17 protein-coding genes are annotated in these 17415 nt (G+C 71.0%); 8 read left to right on the forward strand and 9 right to left on the reverse strand.

What is annotated here, in order from left to right; all coding sequences use genetic code 11:
* Positions 1 to 368: 368 nt before the first annotated feature.
* Positions 369 to 1010, reverse strand: coding sequence for a DNA-3-methyladenine glycosylase (locus ACFC0D_RS32150; protein WP_376443642.1), 642 nt, complete (start codon positions 1008 to 1010; stop codon positions 369 to 371).
* A gap of 104 nt (positions 1011 to 1114) precedes the next feature.
* On the opposite strand from ACFC0D_RS32150, the gene ACFC0D_RS32155 reads away from it, so the two are divergent.
* The 3 genes from ACFC0D_RS32155 (at position 1115) to ACFC0D_RS32165 (ending at position 3147) form a co-directional block, all read left to right on the forward strand.
* Positions 1115 to 1897, forward strand: coding sequence for a sporulation protein (locus ACFC0D_RS32155; protein WP_376443645.1), 783 nt, complete (start codon positions 1115 to 1117; stop codon positions 1895 to 1897).
* Positions 1898 to 1939: 42 nt separating this feature from the next.
* Entirely contained in the window at positions 1940 to 2476 is a 537-nt protein-coding gene (locus ACFC0D_RS32160; protein WP_376443648.1) for a YbhB/YbcL family Raf kinase inhibitor-like protein, read from the forward strand.
* A gap of 164 nt (positions 2477 to 2640) precedes the next feature.
* Positions 2641 to 3147: an HNH endonuclease gene (locus ACFC0D_RS32165; protein WP_329122199.1), complete on the forward strand. Its 507-nt coding sequence runs from the start codon at positions 2641 to 2643 to the stop codon at positions 3145 to 3147.
* A gap of 75 nt (positions 3148 to 3222) precedes the next feature.
* Here ACFC0D_RS32165 and ACFC0D_RS32170 read toward each other — a convergent pair whose 3' ends face one another.
* From ACFC0D_RS32170 to ACFC0D_RS32185, 4 genes are all read right to left on the reverse strand, one after another.
* Entirely contained in the window at positions 3223 to 3996 is a 774-nt protein-coding gene (locus tag ACFC0D_RS32170) for a sulfite exporter TauE/SafE family protein (protein ID WP_376443652.1), read from the reverse strand.
* Positions 3997 to 4086: 90 nt separating this feature from the next.
* Positions 4087 to 5046 (reverse strand): SPFH domain-containing protein, encoded by a 960-nt coding sequence (locus tag ACFC0D_RS32175; RefSeq protein ID WP_376443655.1) that lies wholly within the window; start codon positions 5044 to 5046, stop codon positions 4087 to 4089.
* Between the two features lie 93 nt (positions 5047 to 5139).
* Positions 5140 to 5568, reverse strand: a complete 429-nt coding sequence (locus ACFC0D_RS32180; RefSeq protein ID WP_376443658.1) for an NfeD family protein — start codon at positions 5566 to 5568, stop codon at positions 5140 to 5142.
* A gap of 61 nt (positions 5569 to 5629) precedes the next feature.
* The gene (locus tag ACFC0D_RS32185) at positions 5630 to 6427 is read right to left on the reverse strand and encodes an ABC transporter ATP-binding protein (RefSeq protein ID WP_376443661.1); all 798 of its coding nucleotides are present in this window, start codon (positions 6425 to 6427) and stop codon (positions 5630 to 5632) included.
* Between the two features lie 151 nt (positions 6428 to 6578).
* On the opposite strand from ACFC0D_RS32185, the gene ACFC0D_RS32190 reads away from it, so the two are divergent.
* Positions 6579 to 7364 (forward strand): hypothetical protein, encoded by a 786-nt coding sequence (locus tag ACFC0D_RS32190; protein WP_376443664.1) that lies wholly within the window; start codon positions 6579 to 6581, stop codon positions 7362 to 7364.
* A 168-nt stretch (positions 7365 to 7532) separates the two neighbouring features.
* Here ACFC0D_RS32190 and ACFC0D_RS32195 read toward each other — a convergent pair whose 3' ends face one another.
* The 3 genes from ACFC0D_RS32195 to ACFC0D_RS32205 all read right to left on the reverse strand — a co-directional run bounded on the left by ACFC0D_RS32195 (position 7533) and on the right by ACFC0D_RS32205 (position 9762).
* Positions 7533 to 7778, reverse strand: coding sequence for a chaplin (locus ACFC0D_RS32195; protein ID WP_329122186.1), 246 nt, complete (start codon positions 7776 to 7778; stop codon positions 7533 to 7535).
* A gap of 147 nt (positions 7779 to 7925) precedes the next feature.
* Complete coding sequence (locus tag ACFC0D_RS32200; RefSeq protein ID WP_376443711.1) at positions 7926 to 8555, reverse strand: response regulator; 630 nt, start codon at positions 8553 to 8555, stop codon at positions 7926 to 7928.
* Positions 8556 to 8616: 61 nt separating this feature from the next.
* A complete protein-coding gene (locus ACFC0D_RS32205; RefSeq protein ID WP_376443667.1) occupies positions 8617 to 9762 on the reverse strand; it encodes a GAF domain-containing sensor histidine kinase in 1146 nt (381 codons plus the stop codon).
* Positions 9763 to 9933: 171 nt separating this feature from the next.
* On the opposite strand from ACFC0D_RS32205, the gene ACFC0D_RS32210 reads away from it, so the two are divergent.
* The 3 genes from ACFC0D_RS32210 (at position 9934) to ACFC0D_RS32220 (ending at position 12769) form a co-directional block, all read left to right on the forward strand.
* The gene (locus tag ACFC0D_RS32210) at positions 9934 to 10632 is read left to right on the forward strand and encodes an SDR family NAD(P)-dependent oxidoreductase (RefSeq protein ID WP_376443714.1); all 699 of its coding nucleotides are present in this window, start codon (positions 9934 to 9936) and stop codon (positions 10630 to 10632) included.
* A 2-nt stretch (positions 10633 to 10634) separates the two neighbouring features.
* Complete coding sequence (locus ACFC0D_RS32215) at positions 10635 to 11759, forward strand: S-adenosylmethionine:tRNA ribosyltransferase-isomerase (protein ID WP_376443670.1); 1125 nt, start codon at positions 10635 to 10637, stop codon at positions 11757 to 11759.
* A 275-nt stretch (positions 11760 to 12034) separates the two neighbouring features.
* On the forward strand, positions 12035 to 12769 hold the full coding sequence (locus ACFC0D_RS32220) for a transglycosylase SLT domain-containing protein (RefSeq protein ID WP_376443673.1): 735 nt from the start codon (positions 12035 to 12037) through the stop codon (positions 12767 to 12769).
* A gap of 92 nt (positions 12770 to 12861) precedes the next feature.
* Here the strand turns inward: ACFC0D_RS32220 and ACFC0D_RS32225 are convergent, their stop codons facing one another.
* Positions 12862 to 15417 carry an FHA domain-containing protein gene (locus tag ACFC0D_RS32225; protein WP_376443676.1) on the reverse strand — a complete coding sequence of 852 codons (2556 nt, stop codon included), beginning with the start codon at positions 15415 to 15417 and terminating at the stop codon, positions 12862 to 12864.
* 268 nt (positions 15418 to 15685) lie between these two features.
* On the opposite strand from ACFC0D_RS32225, the gene ACFC0D_RS32230 reads away from it, so the two are divergent.
* Positions 15686 to 17389 carry a streptophobe family protein gene (locus tag ACFC0D_RS32230; RefSeq protein WP_376443717.1) on the forward strand — a complete coding sequence of 568 codons (1704 nt, stop codon included), beginning with the start codon at positions 15686 to 15688 and terminating at the stop codon, positions 17387 to 17389.
* The last annotated feature ends 26 nt before the right edge of the window (positions 17390 to 17415 follow it).

The following is a 17415-nucleotide window of genomic DNA, read 5'->3' on the forward strand; positions in this document are numbered from 1 at the left end:
GCACGCTGTTGAGTTCTCAAGGAACGGACGCTTCCTTCGTACTCACCCTCTCGGGCTTTCCTCCGGGCTTTTCCCTTCGGTCTTTCGTGTTTCCAACCTTACCAGATCCTTTTCCGTTCCGTTTCCGGTTCGGATTTTGTTTCCGGTGGCCTGTTGGTGGCCTTGCCTTTCGGCGTGGTCACTACTTTAGCTGAATTCCCCGGCGACTCATAATCGAGCCATTCGGATCAAATTTCGGCATGCCGAAATCCGCCCCGTTGGGGTTCGTCGTAGGTAGTGGGTGGCCGCTCCGGGGTGCTTGAGCAAGCATGTCCCGTTTCAAGCGGCTCGCCTACGTTAGGCGTCCGCAGCACCCGAGTCAAGTCGGGTCAAGAGGTCCTCTTGCGGGGCACATGGGCGCGGTACGGGCTCACCGTCGGGTCGGCGTCGATCCAGAAGCGCCAGGGGTGCGGTGCTCCGTCGCCGCCCACTCCCGTGCGAGGGCCGCTGCGTACCTGGTCGGCCGGGGGTGGGGTGCCTGTAAGGAGGGACAGTGGGGAGTCCGGGCCGGCGCAGGTGTCGGTGCCGTTCAGGGCGAGGGCCACGTCGAGGGCCGTGGCCAGGCGGGCCGGGCCTTTGGCCAGTTCCCTGTCGTAGCGGGCCGAGAGTCGACGGGTCCGTGCCTGTTCCGCGCCCACCAGGATCTCCCCCGCGCGCAGCAGGACTCCACTCGCGTGGCCCTCCGGACCGCACACCAGATTGAGGCAGTGCCACATTCCGTAGGTGAAGTAGACGTACGCGTGTCCGGGCGGGCCGAACATGACGGCGTTGCGGGCGGTGCGGCCGCGGAAGGCGTGGGAACCGGGGTCGATCGCGCCGGCGTACGCCTCCACCTCGGTCAGGCGGAGCTCGATGCGGCCCGCGTTCGCGTTCCGTACGAGGGTGCGGCCGAGCAGATCGGGGGCGACCTCCAGGACGGGGCGGTCGAAGAAGGTCCGCGGGAGCGGCGTACGGTCGGGGCTCTCGCTCATGGCGTCCGAGCGTACTGGGGCCTCCTGGGGAAGCGGTGGGGAACCGGCTACGGTCGTCGCGCGTATGTAGAGGTCAAGGCCAAGCAGGACAAGAGGGAGTGTTCATGGGGTTCAAGAAGCTGCTCGCGAGCCTGGGTGCCGGCGGCGCGTCCGTCGAGACGGTGCTCACCGAGGAGAACGTCGTCCCGGGTGGCGTCGTGCAGGGTGAGGTGCGGATCCAGGGCGGTTCGGTCGACCAGCAGATCGAGGGGCTGTCCGTAGGACTGCAGGCCCGGGTCGAGGTCGAGGGCGCGGACCAGGAGACCAAGCAGGACGTCGAATTCGTCAAGGTCCGGCTCGGCGGCGCCTTCACGGTGCAGGCCGGTGCGGTGCACGTGGTGCCGTTCGGTCTCGAGATTCCCTGGGAGACGCCGGTCACCACGATCGCGGGTCAGCAGCTGCGTGGGATGAACATCGGTGTGACCACCGAGCTGGAGATCGCCCGTGCGGTGGACTCCGGCGACCTGGACCCGATCAACGTCCACCCGCTGCCGGCGCAGCAGGCGATCCTGGACGCCTTCCTCCAGCTGGGCTTCCGATTCAAGAGCGCGGACATGGAGCGCGGGCACATCCGCGGGACCCGGCAGAAGCTGCCGTTCTACCAGGAGATCGAGTTCTTCCCGCCGCAGCAGTACCGCGGTCTGAACCAGGTCGAGGTCAGCTTCGTCGCGGACGACCGTGAGATGGACGTCGTCCTGGAGATGGACAAGAAGCCGGGGCTGTTCAGCGAGGGCAGCGACTCGTTCCGCGCCTTCAAGGTGGGGCTGCAGGACTTCCACACGACCGACTGGGCTGCTTACCTCAACCAGTGGCTCGCCGACGTCGGTGGGAAGCGCAACTGGCTCTAGGCTCGGCCCCGTACTGCAGGTCAGCGATACGGAGGTTCAGACGTGGCCGAGGGGAAGAGGGCGCCGCTCCCTCACGACTTCCATCCGCCGGTGTCGGCGTTCACCGTGGTGAGCGACGACATCGTGCCGGGCGGTGTGCTGAAGGACGCTCAGGTGTACGCGGAGGGCAACACCTCGCCGCAGCTGAGCTGGGAGGGCTTCCCGGCGGAGACGAAGAGCTTCGCCGTCACATGCTTCGATCCGGACGCGCCGACGGGCAGCGGTTTCTGGCACTGGGTGCTGTTCGACATCCCGGTGTCGGTCACCGAGCTGCCGGCGGGTGCGGGCTCGGGTTGGTTCGAGGGTCTGCCTGCCGGTGCCGTGCATGCCCGGAACGACTACGGGAAGAAGGACTTCGGCGGGGCCGCTCCCCCGGACGGTGAGAACCACCGGTACGTCTTCACCGTGTACGCGGTGGACAAGGAGAAGCTCGGTCCGGACGCGGACGCGTCCCCGGCTGCCGTGGGCTTCAACCTGCGGTTCCACACGCTGGCCCGCGCCCAGCTGCTCGCCGAGTACACGGGTCCCATCCACAGCTGAGCGTTCGTTTGTTGTTTGCCCGCTTCTGGTCTTGGAGAGATCAGAAGCGGGCATCTTTCGTTGCGCACGATATTGCGTTGTCCAACCCGGCGCGCCCGGCCAGAGTTGATCCCAGCCCGGAGCCCTGCCAACGGGGCTGGGCCGGCACACGGGAGGTGGGCACAATGCGGGACACGCTGGTTCTCAACGCGAGCTTCGAGCCGCTGTCGACGGTCACACTCAACCGTGCGGTGGTGCTTGTCCTGCAGGACAAGGCCGTCGTGGAGCAGGAGCATCCCGATCTTCGCATGCGTGCCGCCGCCGTCGACATACCGGTGCCTCGGGTGATCAGGCTCTGCCGCTACGTACGGGTGCCGTTCCGAAGACAGGCTCCGTGGTCGAGGCGGGGGGTGCTGGTCCGGGACCAGCACCGGTGCGCGTACTGCGGGAGGCGCGCGACGACCGTGGACCATGTGGTGCCGCGGGCGCAGGGTGGTGGGGACAGCTGGCTGAACACGGTGGCGTCCTGCGCCGAGGACAATCACCGCAAAGCGGACCGGACTCCTGAGCAGGCGGGGATGCCGCTGCTGCACGAGCCCTTCGTGCCGACGCCGGCGGACGCGATGCTGCTGGCGATGCGGGCCGGTGAGAGGTCCGAGCTGCCGCAGTGGCTGGCCAATTCGGCAGCGTGATCCGGTGCTTTTGGATGTGCCCGGGTGCGTACGAAGAGGGCCCGCTTCCCTTCCCGGGGAGCGGGCCCTCGTCGTTCAGCGGAGCAGCAGCTGCACGATGGCGGCGATGCCGACGACGACGATGACGCCGCGCAGGACGGGCGGGGGCAGGCGGCGGCCGACCTTGGCACCGATCTGGCCGCCGATGGCCGAGCCGACGGCGATGAGTACGACGGCGGTCCAGTCGAAGTCGGCGACGAAGAGGAAGAAGAGCGCGGCGATGCCGTTGACGATCGCGGCGAGGACGTTCTTGACGGCGTTGAGGCGCTGGAGGGTGTCGGCGAGGAGCATCCCCATGAGGGCGAGGTAGATGATCCCCTGGGCGGCGGTGAAGTAGCCGCCGTAGACGCTGGCGAGGAGCAGTCCGGTCAGCAGCAGCGGGCCGCCGTCGGGGTCACCGTGGTGGCCGTTGCGTTCGCGGCGGGCCTGTACGGCCTTGGACAGCCGGGGCTGGAGGACGACCAGGACCAGTGCGAGGGCGACGAGGACGGGGACGATCGTCTCGAACGCCCGGGCCGGGAGCATCAGCAGGAGGACGGCTCCGCAGAGTCCGCCGATCGCGGCGACGGAGCCGAGGCGGAGGATGCGCCGACGCTGGCCCTTGAGTTCCTCGCGGTAGCCGATGGCTCCGCTGATGGAGCCGGGGATGAGACCGAGGGCGTTGGAGACGGTGGCCGTGACCGGGGGCAGTCCGGTGAGGAGGAGGACGGGGAACGTGATCAGCGTTCCCGATCCGACGATGGTGTTGATGGTGCCGGCCCCGACGCCGGCCGCGAACACGGCCAGTATTTCCCAGATGGACAACGCCATCTCCTTAAAGGATCAGTGGCTCGCCTCCCCGCCCTGACGTCCGTCGGGGTCGAGGGGCTCGCACCGATCATGCCTGACTACATGTATGTGTCAGTCGACCGGGGGTGCTTCGCGGCGTTCGGTCTCGGCGCCGGTGCGACTGCCGGGCACCGTGCCGGTGTTGAAGCCGGGCGTTCCGCCGCCGAGGTTGCCGAAGGCGCCGGAGAGGCCCTTGAGCGCGTCGCCGATCTCGCTGGGCACGATCCAGAGCTTGTTGGCGTCGCCCTCGGCGATCTTCGGGAGCATCTGGAGGTACTGGTACGAGAGGAGTTTCTGGTCCGGGTCTCCGGCGTGGATGGCCTCGAAGACCGTACGGACGGCCTGGGCCTCACCTTCGGCTCGCAGGGCGGCGGCCTTGGCCTCACCCTCGGCGCGGAGGATCGCGGACTGCTTCTCGCCCTCGGCGGTGAGGATCTGCGACTGGCGGATGCCCTCGGCGGTGAGGATGGCGGCGCGCTTGTCGCGGTCGGCGCGCATCTGCTTCTCCATCGAGTCCTGGATGGAGGTCGGCGGCTCGATCGCCTTGAGCTCGACACGGTTGACGCGGATGCCCCACTTGCCGGTGGCCTCGTCGAGGACGCCGCGCAGGGCCGCGTTGATCTCCTCGCGGGAGGTGAGGGTCCGCTCCAGGTCCATGCCACCGATGATGTTGCGCAGGGTGGTGACGGTGAGCTGCTCGATGGCCTGGATGTAGCTGGCGACCTCGTAGGTCGCGGCGCGGGCGTCGGTCACCTGGTAGTAGATGACGGTGTCGATGTTGACGACCAGGTTGTCCTGGGTGATCACGGGCTGCGGCGGGAACGGGACGACCTGTTCACGGAGGTCGATCCGGTTGCGGATCGAGTCGATGAACGGGACGACGATGTTCAGGCCGGCGTTGAGGGTGCGGGTGTAGCGGCCGAAGCGCTCGACGATCGCGGCGCTCGCCTGCGGGATGACCTGGATCGTCTTGATCAGGGCGATGAAGACAAGCACCACCAGAATGATCAGGACGATGATGACTGCTGACATCGCGTTCCCTGTGCCCTTCGCTGCCGGTCGACTGCCGGGTTGGTTGTGATGATCGAGTTTCCCAGACGGCGCGCTGTCGCGTGGGGGGTTCGGTCACATGACCACGGCGGTCGCCCCGTCGATGTCGACGACGTCGACCTGCTCTCCGGGCTCGAAGGCAAGGCCGGAGTCGAGCGCGCGGGCGGACCAGATCTCACCGGCGAGCTTGATGCGGCCGCCGTTGCCGTCGACCCGTTCCAGGACGACGGCTTGACGGCCTTTCAGCGCGTCGATGCCGCTGGCGTGCTGGGGCGGGCCGTTGCGATGACGGGCGGCGATGGGTCGTACCACCGCGAGGAGCGCGACGGAGACGACGACGAAGACGACCACCTGCGCGACGATGCCGAAACCGAGACCTGCGGTCACGGCTCCGGCTATCGCACCGACGGCGAACATGCCGAATTCGGGCATCGCGGTCAGGACGAGCGGAATACCGAGTCCTACCGCGCCGATCAGCCACCAGACCCATGCGTCGATGTCCACATGGTCATGGTAGGGCGGTGGGGTGGGTCCGGGACAGGGTGCGATACCCGGCCGGATTCTGCTACTTCAGCGGGAGGCCCTGGGCGGTGTAGCGGTCGCCGACGTGCTCGACGACGAGCGGCAGGCCGAAGCAGAGGGAGAGGTTGCGGGAGGTCAGCTCGGTCTCCATCGGGCCGGCCGCCAGTACCTTGCCCTGACGGATCATCAGGACATGGGTGAAGCCCGGGGCGATCTCCTCGACATGGTGGGTGACCATGATCATGGAGGGGGCGTACGGGTCGCGGGCGAGGCGGCCGAGGCGGCGGACGAGGTCCTCGCGGCCGCCGAGGTCGAGCCCGGCGGCGGGCTCGTCGAGGAGGAGGAGCTCGGGGTCGGTCATCATCGCGCGGGCGATCAGGGTGCGCTTGCGCTCGCCCTCGGAGAGGGTGCCGAACCTGCGGTCCAGGTACTCGGTCATGCCGAGGCGGTCGAGGAAGGCGCGGGCGCGCTGCTCGTCGACGGCGTCGTAGTCCTCGTGCCAGGTGGCGGTCATGCCGTACGCGGCGGTGAGGACGGTCTGCAGGACGGTCTGCTTCTTGGGGAGCTTCTCCGCCATCGCGATGCCGGCCATGCCGATGCGGGGGCGGAGGTCGAAGACGTCGGTGCCGACGCCGCCGAGCTGCTCGCCGAGGACGCGGGCGGTGCCGGCGGAGGGGAAGAGGTAGCTGGAGGCGATGTTGAGGAGGGTGGTCTTGCCGGCGCCGTTGGGGCCGAGGATGACCCACCGCTCGCCCTCCTTGACCGACCAGGAGACATCGTCCACCAGAGCCCGTCCGTCGCGGACCACGGATACGTCCACCAGCTCCAGTACATCGCTCATGAGCGCGTTGTCTCCCCTTGCGGTCGGTTCGAGTCGTCGCGTGCGCCTGTGGGCGCGGCGTCCAGGGAAAACCTACGCCACTGTCGGAGCGGGCCGGTCGTTAGGTCCGGTACTTCCCTGCCGCGGGGCGGGGAGTCCCTAGTCTGGGGGCATGCTTTCGGAACCACGCTCAGGACGCCTGGCCGCTTGGGGCAATGCCCTGTTGGCCGGATCGGTATCGCCGGACGACGCGGCGCTGGCCATTGTCGGGAATGACGCGGTGCACCGCGTGGAGGGGCTGCCGGGCGAGGCGGGGCCGGTCGGTCTGACTCTGGCGCTCGGTCGGCTGCGGCGGCTCGGGGTGTCCGGGTGGCGGGTGGCGCTGCCGGCGCCGGGGCATCCGCTGGGGCTGAGCGGGCCGCCGGACTTCAACGCGCGGGCGCTGGAGGCGGAGGAGGCGGTGGTCGGTTTCGGCGCTCCGTACGGACTTGTGCCGGAGGTCACGGAGGCGGGTCCGCCGGGTGATCTGCATGTGGAGGTGGTCTGGCGGTGCCTGGCCGTACGGGAGGCGCCGCCCGCGGACGTACCGTCGCTCGGCGAGGCGGAGCGGGAGCTGGCGGAGGCCCTGCGCGAGGCGACGGCGGTGCTGACGAAGCTGGACGTCGCGGGCTCGGGCCCGGTAGCCGACGCGGCCCGCGACGCGTACCGGGCACGGGCGGAGGCGGGGCGTGAGGTCCTGGCCCCGGGCTATCCGGCCCGTGCGGTACGGGTGTTGGAGCTGGCCCAGCGGGTGGGGCTGCTGATCGACCTGGCGTACGACCACGGTCACGGCGGTGCGGTCAGCGCCTCGGAGATGGCGGCGCGGGGGGCGGCGCTGCGGCCGGTGGAGCGGGTGGCCCGGCGGGCTCAGGTGGCGGCGTACAACGCGTACGTGGAGGAGCGGGAGCGGGAGCTCTGAGGAAGCGTGAGCTCTGAGGGCTCGGCCACGACCGTCGGGCGGAGTACGCCGCAGTGGGGCGGGGGCGGGGAGACGCCCCCTGCGTAGAGGCGTGCGAGGACGCGTCGGAAAAAGGGAGAAGCCCGGCCCCCGGGGGATCGTCCGGGGGCCGGGCTGGTCGCGGGGGCGTCAGTGGTTGACGGCGCCGTTCGCGAAGGCCGGGTTGAGCAGGCCGATCACGTTGACCGTGTTGCCGGAGACGTTCACCGGGACGTGCACCGGGACCTGCACCAGGTTGCCGGACGCGACGCCCGGCGAGTTGAGGGCCTCGCCGTGCGCGTCCGCCCCACCGTGGGCGGAGGCGACACCCGCACCCGCGGCGACGATGCCACCGGCGATCATGGTGAGGGCAGCGGCCTTCTTCAGGTTCTTCACTTCAGGATCCTCCTGGTATTCGCTGCGGCCGGCCGCCGCAGCACGCCATGGAGAACGCCCGCACCCCCGTCGGGTTGCGCCGAACGGGGGACATACACCCGACGGTATGAAGATGAGAACGGAGGTGCCCCTTCCGCCTCACACGTCTCACGGGGTCAGGCCGTGCCGCACCGCCCAGAGCGCCGCCTGCGTCCGGTCCGCAAGATCGAGCTTCATCAGGATGTTCGACACGTGCGTCTTGACCGTCTTCTCCGAGAGGACGAGCGCCCGGGCGATCTCACGGTTGGACCGGCCGTCCGCGATCAGACCGAGGACCTCGCGCTCGCGCTCGGTGAGCGTGGAGCCGCGACCGGTGCCGCCGTGGCCGTCCTCCTGGGAGAGCAGCGCCCCGGCCACCTCCGGCTGGAGCAGCACATGTCCCGCGTGCACGGAGCGGATGGCGCCGGCCAGCGCGTCCGGGTCCACGTCCTTGTAGACGTACCCCGAGGCGCCCGCCCGCAGCGCGGGAACGACCGTGCGCTGCTCGGTGAAGCTGGTGACGATCAGCACCCTCGCCGGGTTGGCCAGCTCGCGCAGCTTCCGCAGCGCCTCGATGCCGTCCATGCCGGGCATCTTGACGTCCATGAGGACGACGTCCGGCCGCAGCTCCTCGGCGCGCGCGATGCCCTCGGCTCCGTCGGCCGCCTCGCCGACGACCTCTATGTCGTCCTGGACCTCCAGGAAGGTCCGCAGGCCGCGCCGGACCACCTGGTGGTCGTCGACCAGCAGAACGCGAATGGCCCTCCCGTCTCCCGCCCCCGCCCTTCCGACGACGCGCTCCGCGCTGCTCCTCTTGCTGTCAGCCACCGGGGACCTCCATCTCGATCGTGGTGCCTCGGCCGGGCTCCGATGTCACGGTGAGTCTGCCGCCGACCCCGCCGGCCCGGTCCCGCATGGAGACGAGACCGAGGTGTCGGCCCGCCCTGCGGACCGTGCGGGGGTCGAAGCCCCTGCCGTCGTCGGCGACGGTGAGCAGCGCCCCCTGGCCGGCGCGGACGAGGGAGACGGCGACCAGCTCCGGCTCCGCGTGGCGCAGGGCGTTGTGCAGGGCCTCCTGGGCGACCCGCAGCATGGCCTCCTCCTGCGCGGCGGGCAGCGCGCGCACCCCCGAGCTGTCGAAGGTGACACGGGCGCTGTGGGCCCGGTCCAGGACCTGGATCTGGGTGCGGAGGGTGTGGACGAGCCCGTCCTCGTCGAGCGCGGCGGGCCGCAGCTCCACGACGGCGGCGCGCAGCTCGTCCGCGGCCTCGGCGGCGAGCGCGGCGACCTGCTGGAGCTCGCCCTTGGCGCGGGCCGGGTCGCGGTCGACGAGGGCGGCCGCGGCCTGGGCGGTGAGCCGCAGCGAGAAGAGCTTCTGGCTGACGGCGTCGTGCAGCTCGTGGGCGAGGCGCGAGCGCTCCTCGGCGATGGTGAGCTCGCGGCTGCGCTCGTAGAGCCGGGCGTTGGTCAGGGCGATGGCGGCGTGCTGCGCGAGGATCGACAGCAGCTCCTCGTCCTGCTCGGTGAAGCCGCAGCCGCCCTCCGGCTTGGGGCAGCGCTTGTTGGCGAGGAAGAGTGCGCCGATGGTCTCCTCGCCGTCCTGGATGGGCAGGCCGAGGAAGTCGGACATCTCCGGGTGGGCGGCGGGCCAGCCCTCGAAGCGGGGGTCCTTGCGTACGTCCGCGAGCCGCTCGGGCTCGGCCTTGTGGAGCATGGCCGCGAGGATGCCGTGCTGGCGCGGCAGCGGCCCGATGGCCCGCCACTGCTCGTCGCTGACGCCGTCGACGACGAACTGGGCGAAGCCGCCGTGGTCGTCCGGGACGCCCAGTGCCGCGTACTCGGCGTCGAGGAGCTCGCGGGCGGAGGCCACGATCGTCTTGAGGACGTCGCGCACCTCCAGATGGCGGCTCATCGCCAGGAGTGCGGTGCTCACGGCGGCCAGGCCGGAGCTCGGTCGATGACTCATGAATTCACCGTACCGGTGCGTAGTGACCGTGCGTATCCGCCTGGGGACGGCCACCGGCCGGGACCGTGGGCCTAGGTCGAAGTGCCTTGTGCGGTCGGGGCCCGCGGACGAGGCGGCGGCAGGGGGCGCGGTCGGAGGCTGGATCCATCGGCAGGAGAGGGGATGGATGTCATGCCAGTCGCGATCATCACGGGTGCGTCGAAGGGTCTTGGCCGGGCGTTGGGGGGCGCGCTGGCCGGGCGGGACTGGGATCTGGTGCTCGACGCCCGGACGGCGAAGGTTCTCGAGGAGAGCGCGGAGGCGGCACGCGCGCGTGGAGCGCGGGTGGTGGCGCTGCCCGGGGATGTGACGGACGCGGCGCACCGCCGGGAGCTGGTGGCGGCGGCGCGGGAGCTCGGCGGGCTCGATCTGCTGGTGAGCAACGCGAGCGCGCTGGGGGCCGAGCCTCTGGTGCGGCTGGACGCCCTGACCCTGGGCGGTCTGCGGGCGGCGCTGGAGACGAACGTGGTGGCCGCCCTGGGGCTCGTACAGGAGGCGCTGCCGCTGCTGAGGGAGAGCGCCGTGGGGGCGGTGGTCGCGGTGAGCTCGGACGCGGCTGCGGAGGCGTACGAGACGTGGGGCGGTTACGGGGCGTCGAAGGCGGCGTTGGACCAGCTGATGGCGGTGCTGGCGGTCGAGGAGCCGGGGCTGCGGGTGTGGGCGGTGGATCCCGGGGACATGAACACGGACCTGTACGCGGCGGCCGTGCCTGAGGACGACGGTCCGCGGCCGGAGCCGGGGGCGGTGGTGCCGGGGTTCCTCACGCTGCTCGACCGCAGGCCGGCGAGCGGCAGGTACGCGGCTGCCGATCTGCGGGGGGCGGTCCTGTGAGGGTGCCTGCTGCCGTCACGGTGCCCGAGGAGCTGTCCGCGCGTGTGCCGGCGGAGCAGCGCGGGCCGGGACGGGGACGGGAGGACGTGCGGCTGATGGTGTCGCGCGGGACGGAGGTGTCGCACCACGCGTTCCGGGAGCTGCCGACGCTGCTGCGGGCCGGTGACGTGCTCGTCGTCAATACGAGTGCGACCCTCGCCGCCGCCGTGACCGGGCGGCTCGGCGGGGAGAGCGGCGGGGAGGCGGTGGTCGTGCACTTCTCGACGCGTGGGGACGACGGCCGGTGGGCGGTGGAGGTGCGGGAGCCCGACGGGCGGGGCAGCACCCGGCCGCGGGCGGGTGGTCCCGCGGGCGCGGTGGTCCGGCTGCCTGGGGGTCCCCCCACGCCCCCGGGCGTAGGGGGAGGGGCGCGTCTCGTGCTCGAGGAGCCGCTGGTGGCGGGGCCCGCCCGGCTGTGGTGGGCGCGGGCGGACACCTCCGTACCGGCGCTGCTCGCGCGGTACGGGCGGCCGATCCGGTACGGGTACACGGAGCGGGACCAGCCACTGGCCGCGTATCAGACGGTCTTCGCGCTCCCCTCCACCGACGGTTCGGGGTCGGCGGAGATGCCGAGCGCGGGCCGGCCGTTCACGGCCGCCCTCGTGGCGGAGCTGGTGCGCCGGGGGGTGCAGTTCGCTCCGCTCACCCTGCATACGGGGGTGGCGTCGGCGGAGGCGCATGAGCCGCCGTACCCGGAGCGCTTCGAGGTCCCGGCGTCGACGGCGTGGCTGGTGAACGCGGCGAAGGCGGGCGGGGGCCGAGTGATCGCCGTGGGGACGACGGCCGTGCGGGCCCTGGAATCGGCCGCCGACGGGAGCGGACTCGTACGGGCCGCGGCGGGGTGGACGGACCTGGTGGTGACGCCGACGCGTGGGGTGCGGGTGGTGGACGGGCTGCTGACCGGGCTGCACGAGCCCGAGGCCTCGCATCTGCTGATGCTGGAGGCGATCGCCGGGCGGCCCGCTCTGCGCCGCGCCTATACCGAGGCGGTACAAGAGCTCTACCTCTGGCACGAGTTCGGCGACGTCCACCTCATCCTCCCGAAGGAGAGCCCTCACCATGCGCAAGTGCGAAGCAACGCCTGGTGAGTTCGTTACATGGCCGATGTGAGCCCGCACATAGGACGCAGGTCACTTACGAACCGCCCTAGTGGACCCAAAAGGGACAGATAACCACCGTCTGAGCGGGTCCCTGGCACGTTTCCATGGGTCGTGCACCGGCCCCTGATCCACTACCCGGGATCGTACGTCACACCTTTGCCACAGGATTTTGCTGCCGCTAAGAATTGCAGCCGTCGCCGCCGAGAGGGCGAAGCGCCGCCCCGGCCTGAGCGACCCCCTGCTATTCGAAGAGGTAGTCCTGCATGTCTGCGAACACCCGTCTGAACAAGACCCACAAGGCCTCGATCGCCGGTGTCGCCGTTCTCGGCGCCGCAGCCCTCGGCTTCTCCCTCGTGCCGGCCAACGCCGCCACCGAGGTCGAGCCGCAGGCCCTGGCGAACACGCAGCAGGTCGCCCTGGCCTACAACGCTGACAGCGCGCAGGCCAAGGCCCTGCAGGCCAGCCTCGCCGACCAGACCGCGAGCATCGGTCTGAAGGCCAAGCAGGAGGCCGAGGCCAAGGCCGCCGCGGCCGCCGCGAAGGCGAAGGCCGACGCGAAGGCCAAGGCCGACGCCAAGGCGAAGGCCGCTGCCAAGGCCAAGGCCGAGGCCGAGGCGAAGAAGCGCGCCGCGGCGAAGGCGGCCGCGAGCCGTGCCGCCGCCCGTACGCCGGTCTTCGCGAACAACCTCGACGGCTGGATCCGCGAGGCGCTGTTCATCATGGACAAGCACAACATTCCGGGCACGTACAACGGCCTGCACAAGAACATCATGCGTGAGTCCAGCGGTAACCCGCGGGCCATCAACAACTGGGACATCAACGCCATCAACGGTGTCCCGTCGAAGGGCCTGCTGCAGGTCATCTACCCGACCTTCAAGGCGTACCACGTCCCGGGCACCAAGTTCGACCAGTACGACCCGGTCGCCAACATCGTCGCCGCGGCCAACTACGCCGCCGACCGCTACGGCTCGATCGACAACGTCAACAGCGCCTACTAAGAGCTGCCGACACGCCGCTCGAAGCTGCTGCCACGCCGAAGGGCGGCACCCCGTGCAGGGGTGCCGCCCTTCGGCGTGGGCGCGGGCCGGTGCTACTTGCGCATGACCTCGGGCTCGTGGCGGCGCAGCAGACGCGCCACCGCGAAGCCGCAGGCGATGCCGATGAGCAGCAGGATCGTGAGGTTGAAGCCCCACTGACCGACGGTGTGGTCCCACAGCGGGTCCAGGTTGGTCGGGTCCTTGTGGTCCCACGGCGGCATGAGGTGCGCCAGGTCGAGGGTCGAGCCCGCGGCGGCGATGGCCCAGCGCGAGGGCATGAGCCAGGCGAACTGCTCCAGGCCGGGCGATCCGTACACCTGGAAGAGGATGCCGGTGAACACGACCTGGACGATCGCGAACATCACGAGCAGCGGCATCGTCTTCTCGGCGGTCTTCACCAGCGAGGAGATGACCAGGCCGAACATCATCGAGGTGAAGCCGAGCGCGATGATCGTGACGCAGAGCTCGACGGCCGGCGGAAGCACCAGACCCTCGGCCGGCAGCTCACGGGTGGCGAAGCCGATACCGCAGATGATCACGCCCTGGATGGCGGTGATCACGCCGAGGACGATGACCTTGGACATCAGGTACGCCGAGCGGGACAGGCCGGTGGCCCGCTCCCGTTCGTAGATGACCCGCTCCTTGATCAGCTCTCGTACGGAGTTGGCGGCGCCCGAGAAGCACATGCCGACCGCGAGGATCAGCATGATCGTGCCGGCGTCGCCGTTGAACCGCGACGGCGGCGTGGGCGGGGCGAGGCCGAAGTCGGCCGGGATGACGACCGAGACCAGGCCGAGGACGGCCGGCAGGATCACCATCAGGCCGATGAAGCCCTTGTCCGAGGCGATGACCGAGGAGTAGCGGCGGATCAGGGTCCACAGCTGCGAGCCCCAGCCCTGCGGCTTGGGCTGCCTGGCCATGGCCTGCTGCGGCATCTGGACCGGCTGCGCGGCGACGGCGTCGATGTCCGCGGCGTACATCTGGTAGTGCTGCGAGCCCTTCCAGCGGCCCGCCCAGTCGTAGTCGCGGTAGTTCTCGAAGGCGGAGAAGACATCGGCCCAGGTGCTGTAGCCGAAGAAGTTCAGCGCCTCCTCCGGCGGACCGAAGTAGGCCACGGAGCCGCCGGGCGCCATGACGAGGAGCTTGTCGCACAGGCCCAGCTCGGCCACCGAGTGGGTGACGACGAGGACCGTGCGGCCGTCGTCGGCGAGGCCGCGGAGCAGCTGCATGACGTCGCGGTCCATGCCCGGGTCGAGGCCGGAGGTCGGCTCGTCCAGGAAGATCAGCGAGGGCTTGGTGAGGAGCTCCAGGGCGACGGAGACACGCTTGCGCTGGCCACCGGAGAGGGAGGTGACCTTCTTCTCCTTGTGGATGTCGAGCTTGAGCTCGCGCAGCACCTCGTCGATGCGGGCCTCGCGCTCGCTCTCCGCGGTGTCGCCGGGGAAGCGGAGCTTGGCCGCGTAGCGGAGCGCCTTCTGGACGGTCAGCTCCTTGTGCAGGATGTCGTCCTGCGGGACCAGACCGATGCGCTGGCGCAGCTCGGCGAACTGCTTGTAGAGGCTCCGGTTGTCGTAGAGGACATCGCCCTCGTTGGCCGGGCGGTATCCGGTGAGCGCCTTGAGCAGGGTGGACTTGCCGGAGCCGGACGGGCCGATGACACCGATCAGCGACTTCTCGGGGACGCCGAAGGAGACGTCCTTGAGGATCTGCTTGCCGCCGTCGACGGCGACCGTCAGGTGGCGGGCCGAGAAGGAGACCTCACCGGTGTCGACGAACTCCTCGAGCTGGCCGCCGACCATCCGGAAGGTCGAGTGACCGACACCGACGATGTCGTTGGGGCCGATGAGGACGGAGCCGCCCTTGGCGATCGGCTGACCGTTGACGTACGTGCCGTTGTGCGAGCCGAGGTCACGGATCTCGAAGCGGCCGTCGGGCGTGGCGTGGAACTCGGCGTGGTGGCGCGAGACCTGGAGGTCGGAGACGACCAGTTCGTTCTCGAGCGCACGACCGATGCGCATGACGTGACCGAGGGCCAGCTGGTGGAACGTGGTCGGGCTGCGGTCTCCGTAGACCGGCGGCGCCCCCGCGGCTCCGCCGCCCTGGCCGGGCACCTTCTGCGCCAACTGCTCGGCGGGGCCGCCCTGCTGGTGCGGGAACTGCTGTCCCTGTCCCTGTCCCTGCTGCCAGCTCTGCTGCGGCGGCGGGGCCTGATGCGTGGCCCAGTCCGCCTGCGCGGCGGACTGCTGTGCGTTCGGCGCGCCATGGGCCGCCTGCGCCGCGTGCGGCGCCTGGGCCGCTGCCTGTTGCTGCGCCGGGGCGCCGCCGGCGAGGTTCAGCCGCGGGCCGTCGGTCGCGTTGCCGAGGTGTACCGCGGAGCCGGGGCCGATCTCCATCTGGTGGATCCGCTGCCCCTGCACGAACGTGCCGTTGGTCGAGCCGTGGTCCTCGATGACCCAACTCCGGCCGCCCCAGCTGATGGTGGCGTGACGCCACGAGACCCTGGCGTCGTCGATCACCAGGTCGCCCTGCGGATCACGCCCCAGGGTGTACGACCTGGACGGATCGAGAGTCCAGGTCCTTCCGTTCAATTCCAGTACGAGTTCTGGCACTCCATGCCCCACTACTTGTCCCCCGATGTACCCCCGTCGCAGGGAGTCTAGGGATGGCGAACATCGGGGGGAACTATTTCAGGCCCTGCCCGTACTCCGAAAGTCGGGCGGTGTGAAGACCCCGCAGAGGCGCGCTTCGACCGCCCCCGAGTGCCCCCCGCACGGGCCGTTGACTCGAGGAGAAACCACCCCGGAGAGTGGTAAGCACTCATGAGTGCATACGGATCATGCATGAGTGGGGCAACTCGCCACGAACCGGGGGGTTCTGATGGATGCGGGCGGCGACGGCGGGCGGGCGGTCGCGATCGATGTGATTCTGGCCTCGATCGCCGCGGTGAGCTGGGCACTGGTGGGGATGGCGGGTGCCGCGGCGCTCGGACTCCATCTGCTGGGCGCGGACGCGACCGGCGCGCTGGGGCCGATGACGGCCGCCGTGGTCGTGCTCGGCGTGGGCGGGTCGGTGACACCGTCGGGCGATGTGTCGGCGTTCGGCCTGGAGGGTGCGGCGGTGGAGACCGCCGTCGACTTCACGCCATTGGGGGTCTCCCTGACGGGGGCGCTGTTCCTCGCGTACTTCTTCCTGCGCTCGCTGCGGCGCGCCGGGCCGTACGTCTCGGGGACGGAACTCGCCGCCCGGGTCCTGGTTCTGGTGACGTTGTTCCTGGCGGTCGTGGCCGGTCTGGCGTGGGCCGGCAACGACGTGGTGACCATCGACGGGGGCGCGTGGGGCGTCGACGGGATTCCGGGGGCGGGCGGGATCGGGGACATCGACGTCGGTGGCATCGGAGGCATCGGGGACATCGGCGGGCTGCTGCCGGACCGGATCGGCGACCTGGTGGAGGCGGAGGCGTCGGTGGGGTTCTCGGTGAACGCCGTCGAGTCGCTGGCGGGGGCGCTGTTCTGGGTCGTCGGGGTGGTGCTGATCGCGCTGCTCGCCTCGCGGCGGGCGCCGCTGCCGCCGGGGCGGGTCGGGGACGCGGTGCGGAAGGTGGCGCGGCCGGCGGTGTCGGCGCTGGTGACGGTGGTCCTGGTGGCGGTGGCCGCCGGTTACGCGGCGGCGGGGTACGCGGCGCTCGGCGACGAGCATCCGCGCCGGGTGGCCGGGGCGGCTCTGCTGGGCGCGCCGAACGGGGTGGGGCTCGGGGTGCCGCTCGGGCTCTTCGTGCCCTGGCGGGGCGCCGCGCGCGGGTCGTTGGCGGAGGTGCTGCCCGATCCGCTGGACGCGCTCGTGCGGGGTTCCGCGGAGCGGCCGGTGACGCTGGACCGGCTCGCGGAACTCGACGAGCGGGTATGGCTGCTCGCGGTCGCCGCGGTCGTGACGATGCTCGCCGCGGGGGTGCTGGCCGCGGCCCGTACGCCCCGGGCGGGGCTGGGGCCGGCCGGCTTCGCCCGGCGGTGCGCGGTGCGGCTCGGTGCGGCGACCGCGCTCGCGCTGCCGTTGCCGGTCGTGCTGAGCGGGGTGTCGGTGGACGCGTCGCTCGCGGTGCTCGGGGTCGACGCCTTCGACGCGGGGATCGAGCTGCACGGGGATGCGGGGACCGCGCTCTTGCTGGGGGCGGTGTGGGGAGCGGGTGCGGGCGGCCTGGGGGCGCTGCTCGCGTGCGCGGCGGGGGTGGCGGGCGGCCGGGCGCGTACGTACGGGGGCCCGGCCCGCGCGCCGGGGCCGTACCGCCCCTCGACGCCGTACCGGCCGCAGGGCGTGGGAACGCGTCCGTACGGGAGCGAGCAGGGCGACGGCGGGCTGCACAGCGCTCCCACGCAGGCGGGTCCCGGCCTCTGGACCCCTCCCCCGCCACCGCCGCCTCCACCGCCCCCGCTGCCCGGTCCGCCCGGTTCGGCAAGGCCTGGTCCGCCCGGTCCACCACGGCCCGGCCCGTCCGGTCCGTCGGGTCAGGCGGGGCCGTCGGGGCCGTCCGGTCCGGCGGGGCCGTCAGGTCCGGCGCCCGGTGGGCCGGGGCGCGGGGCGTCGTGACCGGTCGCGCCCGCCGCCCCTCGGAG

Source organism: Streptomyces sp. NPDC056222 (assembly GCF_042264065.1).
Lineage (GTDB): Bacteria > Actinomycetota > Actinomycetes > Streptomycetales > Streptomycetaceae > Streptomyces.

Bases quoted from the DNA above. Each gene is read 5' to 3' on its own strand.
- ACFC0D_RS32220 (WP_376443673.1), top strand. From the start codon at position 12,035: ATGTCTGCGAACACCCGTCTGAACAAGACCCACAAGGCCTCGATCGCC.
- ACFC0D_RS32175 (WP_376443655.1), bottom strand. From the start codon at position 5,046: ATGTCAGCAGTCATCATCGTCCTGATCATTCTGGTGGTGCTTGTCTTC.
- ACFC0D_RS32190 (WP_376443664.1), top strand. From the start codon at position 6,579: ATGCTTTCGGAACCACGCTCAGGACGCCTGGCCGCTTGGGGCAATGCC.
- ACFC0D_RS32210 (WP_376443714.1), top strand. From the start codon at position 9,934: ATGCCAGTCGCGATCATCACGGGTGCGTCGAAGGGTCTTGGCCGGGCG.
- ACFC0D_RS32165 (WP_329122199.1), top strand. From the start codon at position 2,641: ATGCGGGACACGCTGGTTCTCAACGCGAGCTTCGAGCCGCTGTCGACG.
- ACFC0D_RS32155 (WP_376443645.1), top strand. From the start codon at position 1,115: ATGGGGTTCAAGAAGCTGCTCGCGAGCCTGGGTGCCGGCGGCGCGTCC.
- ACFC0D_RS32205 (WP_376443667.1), bottom strand. From the start codon at position 9,762: ATGAGTCATCGACCGAGCTCCGGCCTGGCCGCCGTGAGCACCGCACTC.
- ACFC0D_RS32170 (WP_376443652.1), bottom strand. From the start codon at position 3,996: ATGGCGTTGTCCATCTGGGAAATACTGGCCGTGTTCGCGGCCGGCGTC.
- ACFC0D_RS32185 (WP_376443661.1), bottom strand. From the start codon at position 6,427: ATGAGCGATGTACTGGAGCTGGTGGACGTATCCGTGGTCCGCGACGGA.
- ACFC0D_RS32230 (WP_376443717.1), top strand. From the start codon at position 15,686: ATGGATGCGGGCGGCGACGGCGGGCGGGCGGTCGCGATCGATGTGATT.
- ACFC0D_RS32150 (WP_376443642.1), bottom strand. From the start codon at position 1,010: ATGAGCGAGAGCCCCGACCGTACGCCGCTCCCGCGGACCTTCTTCGAC.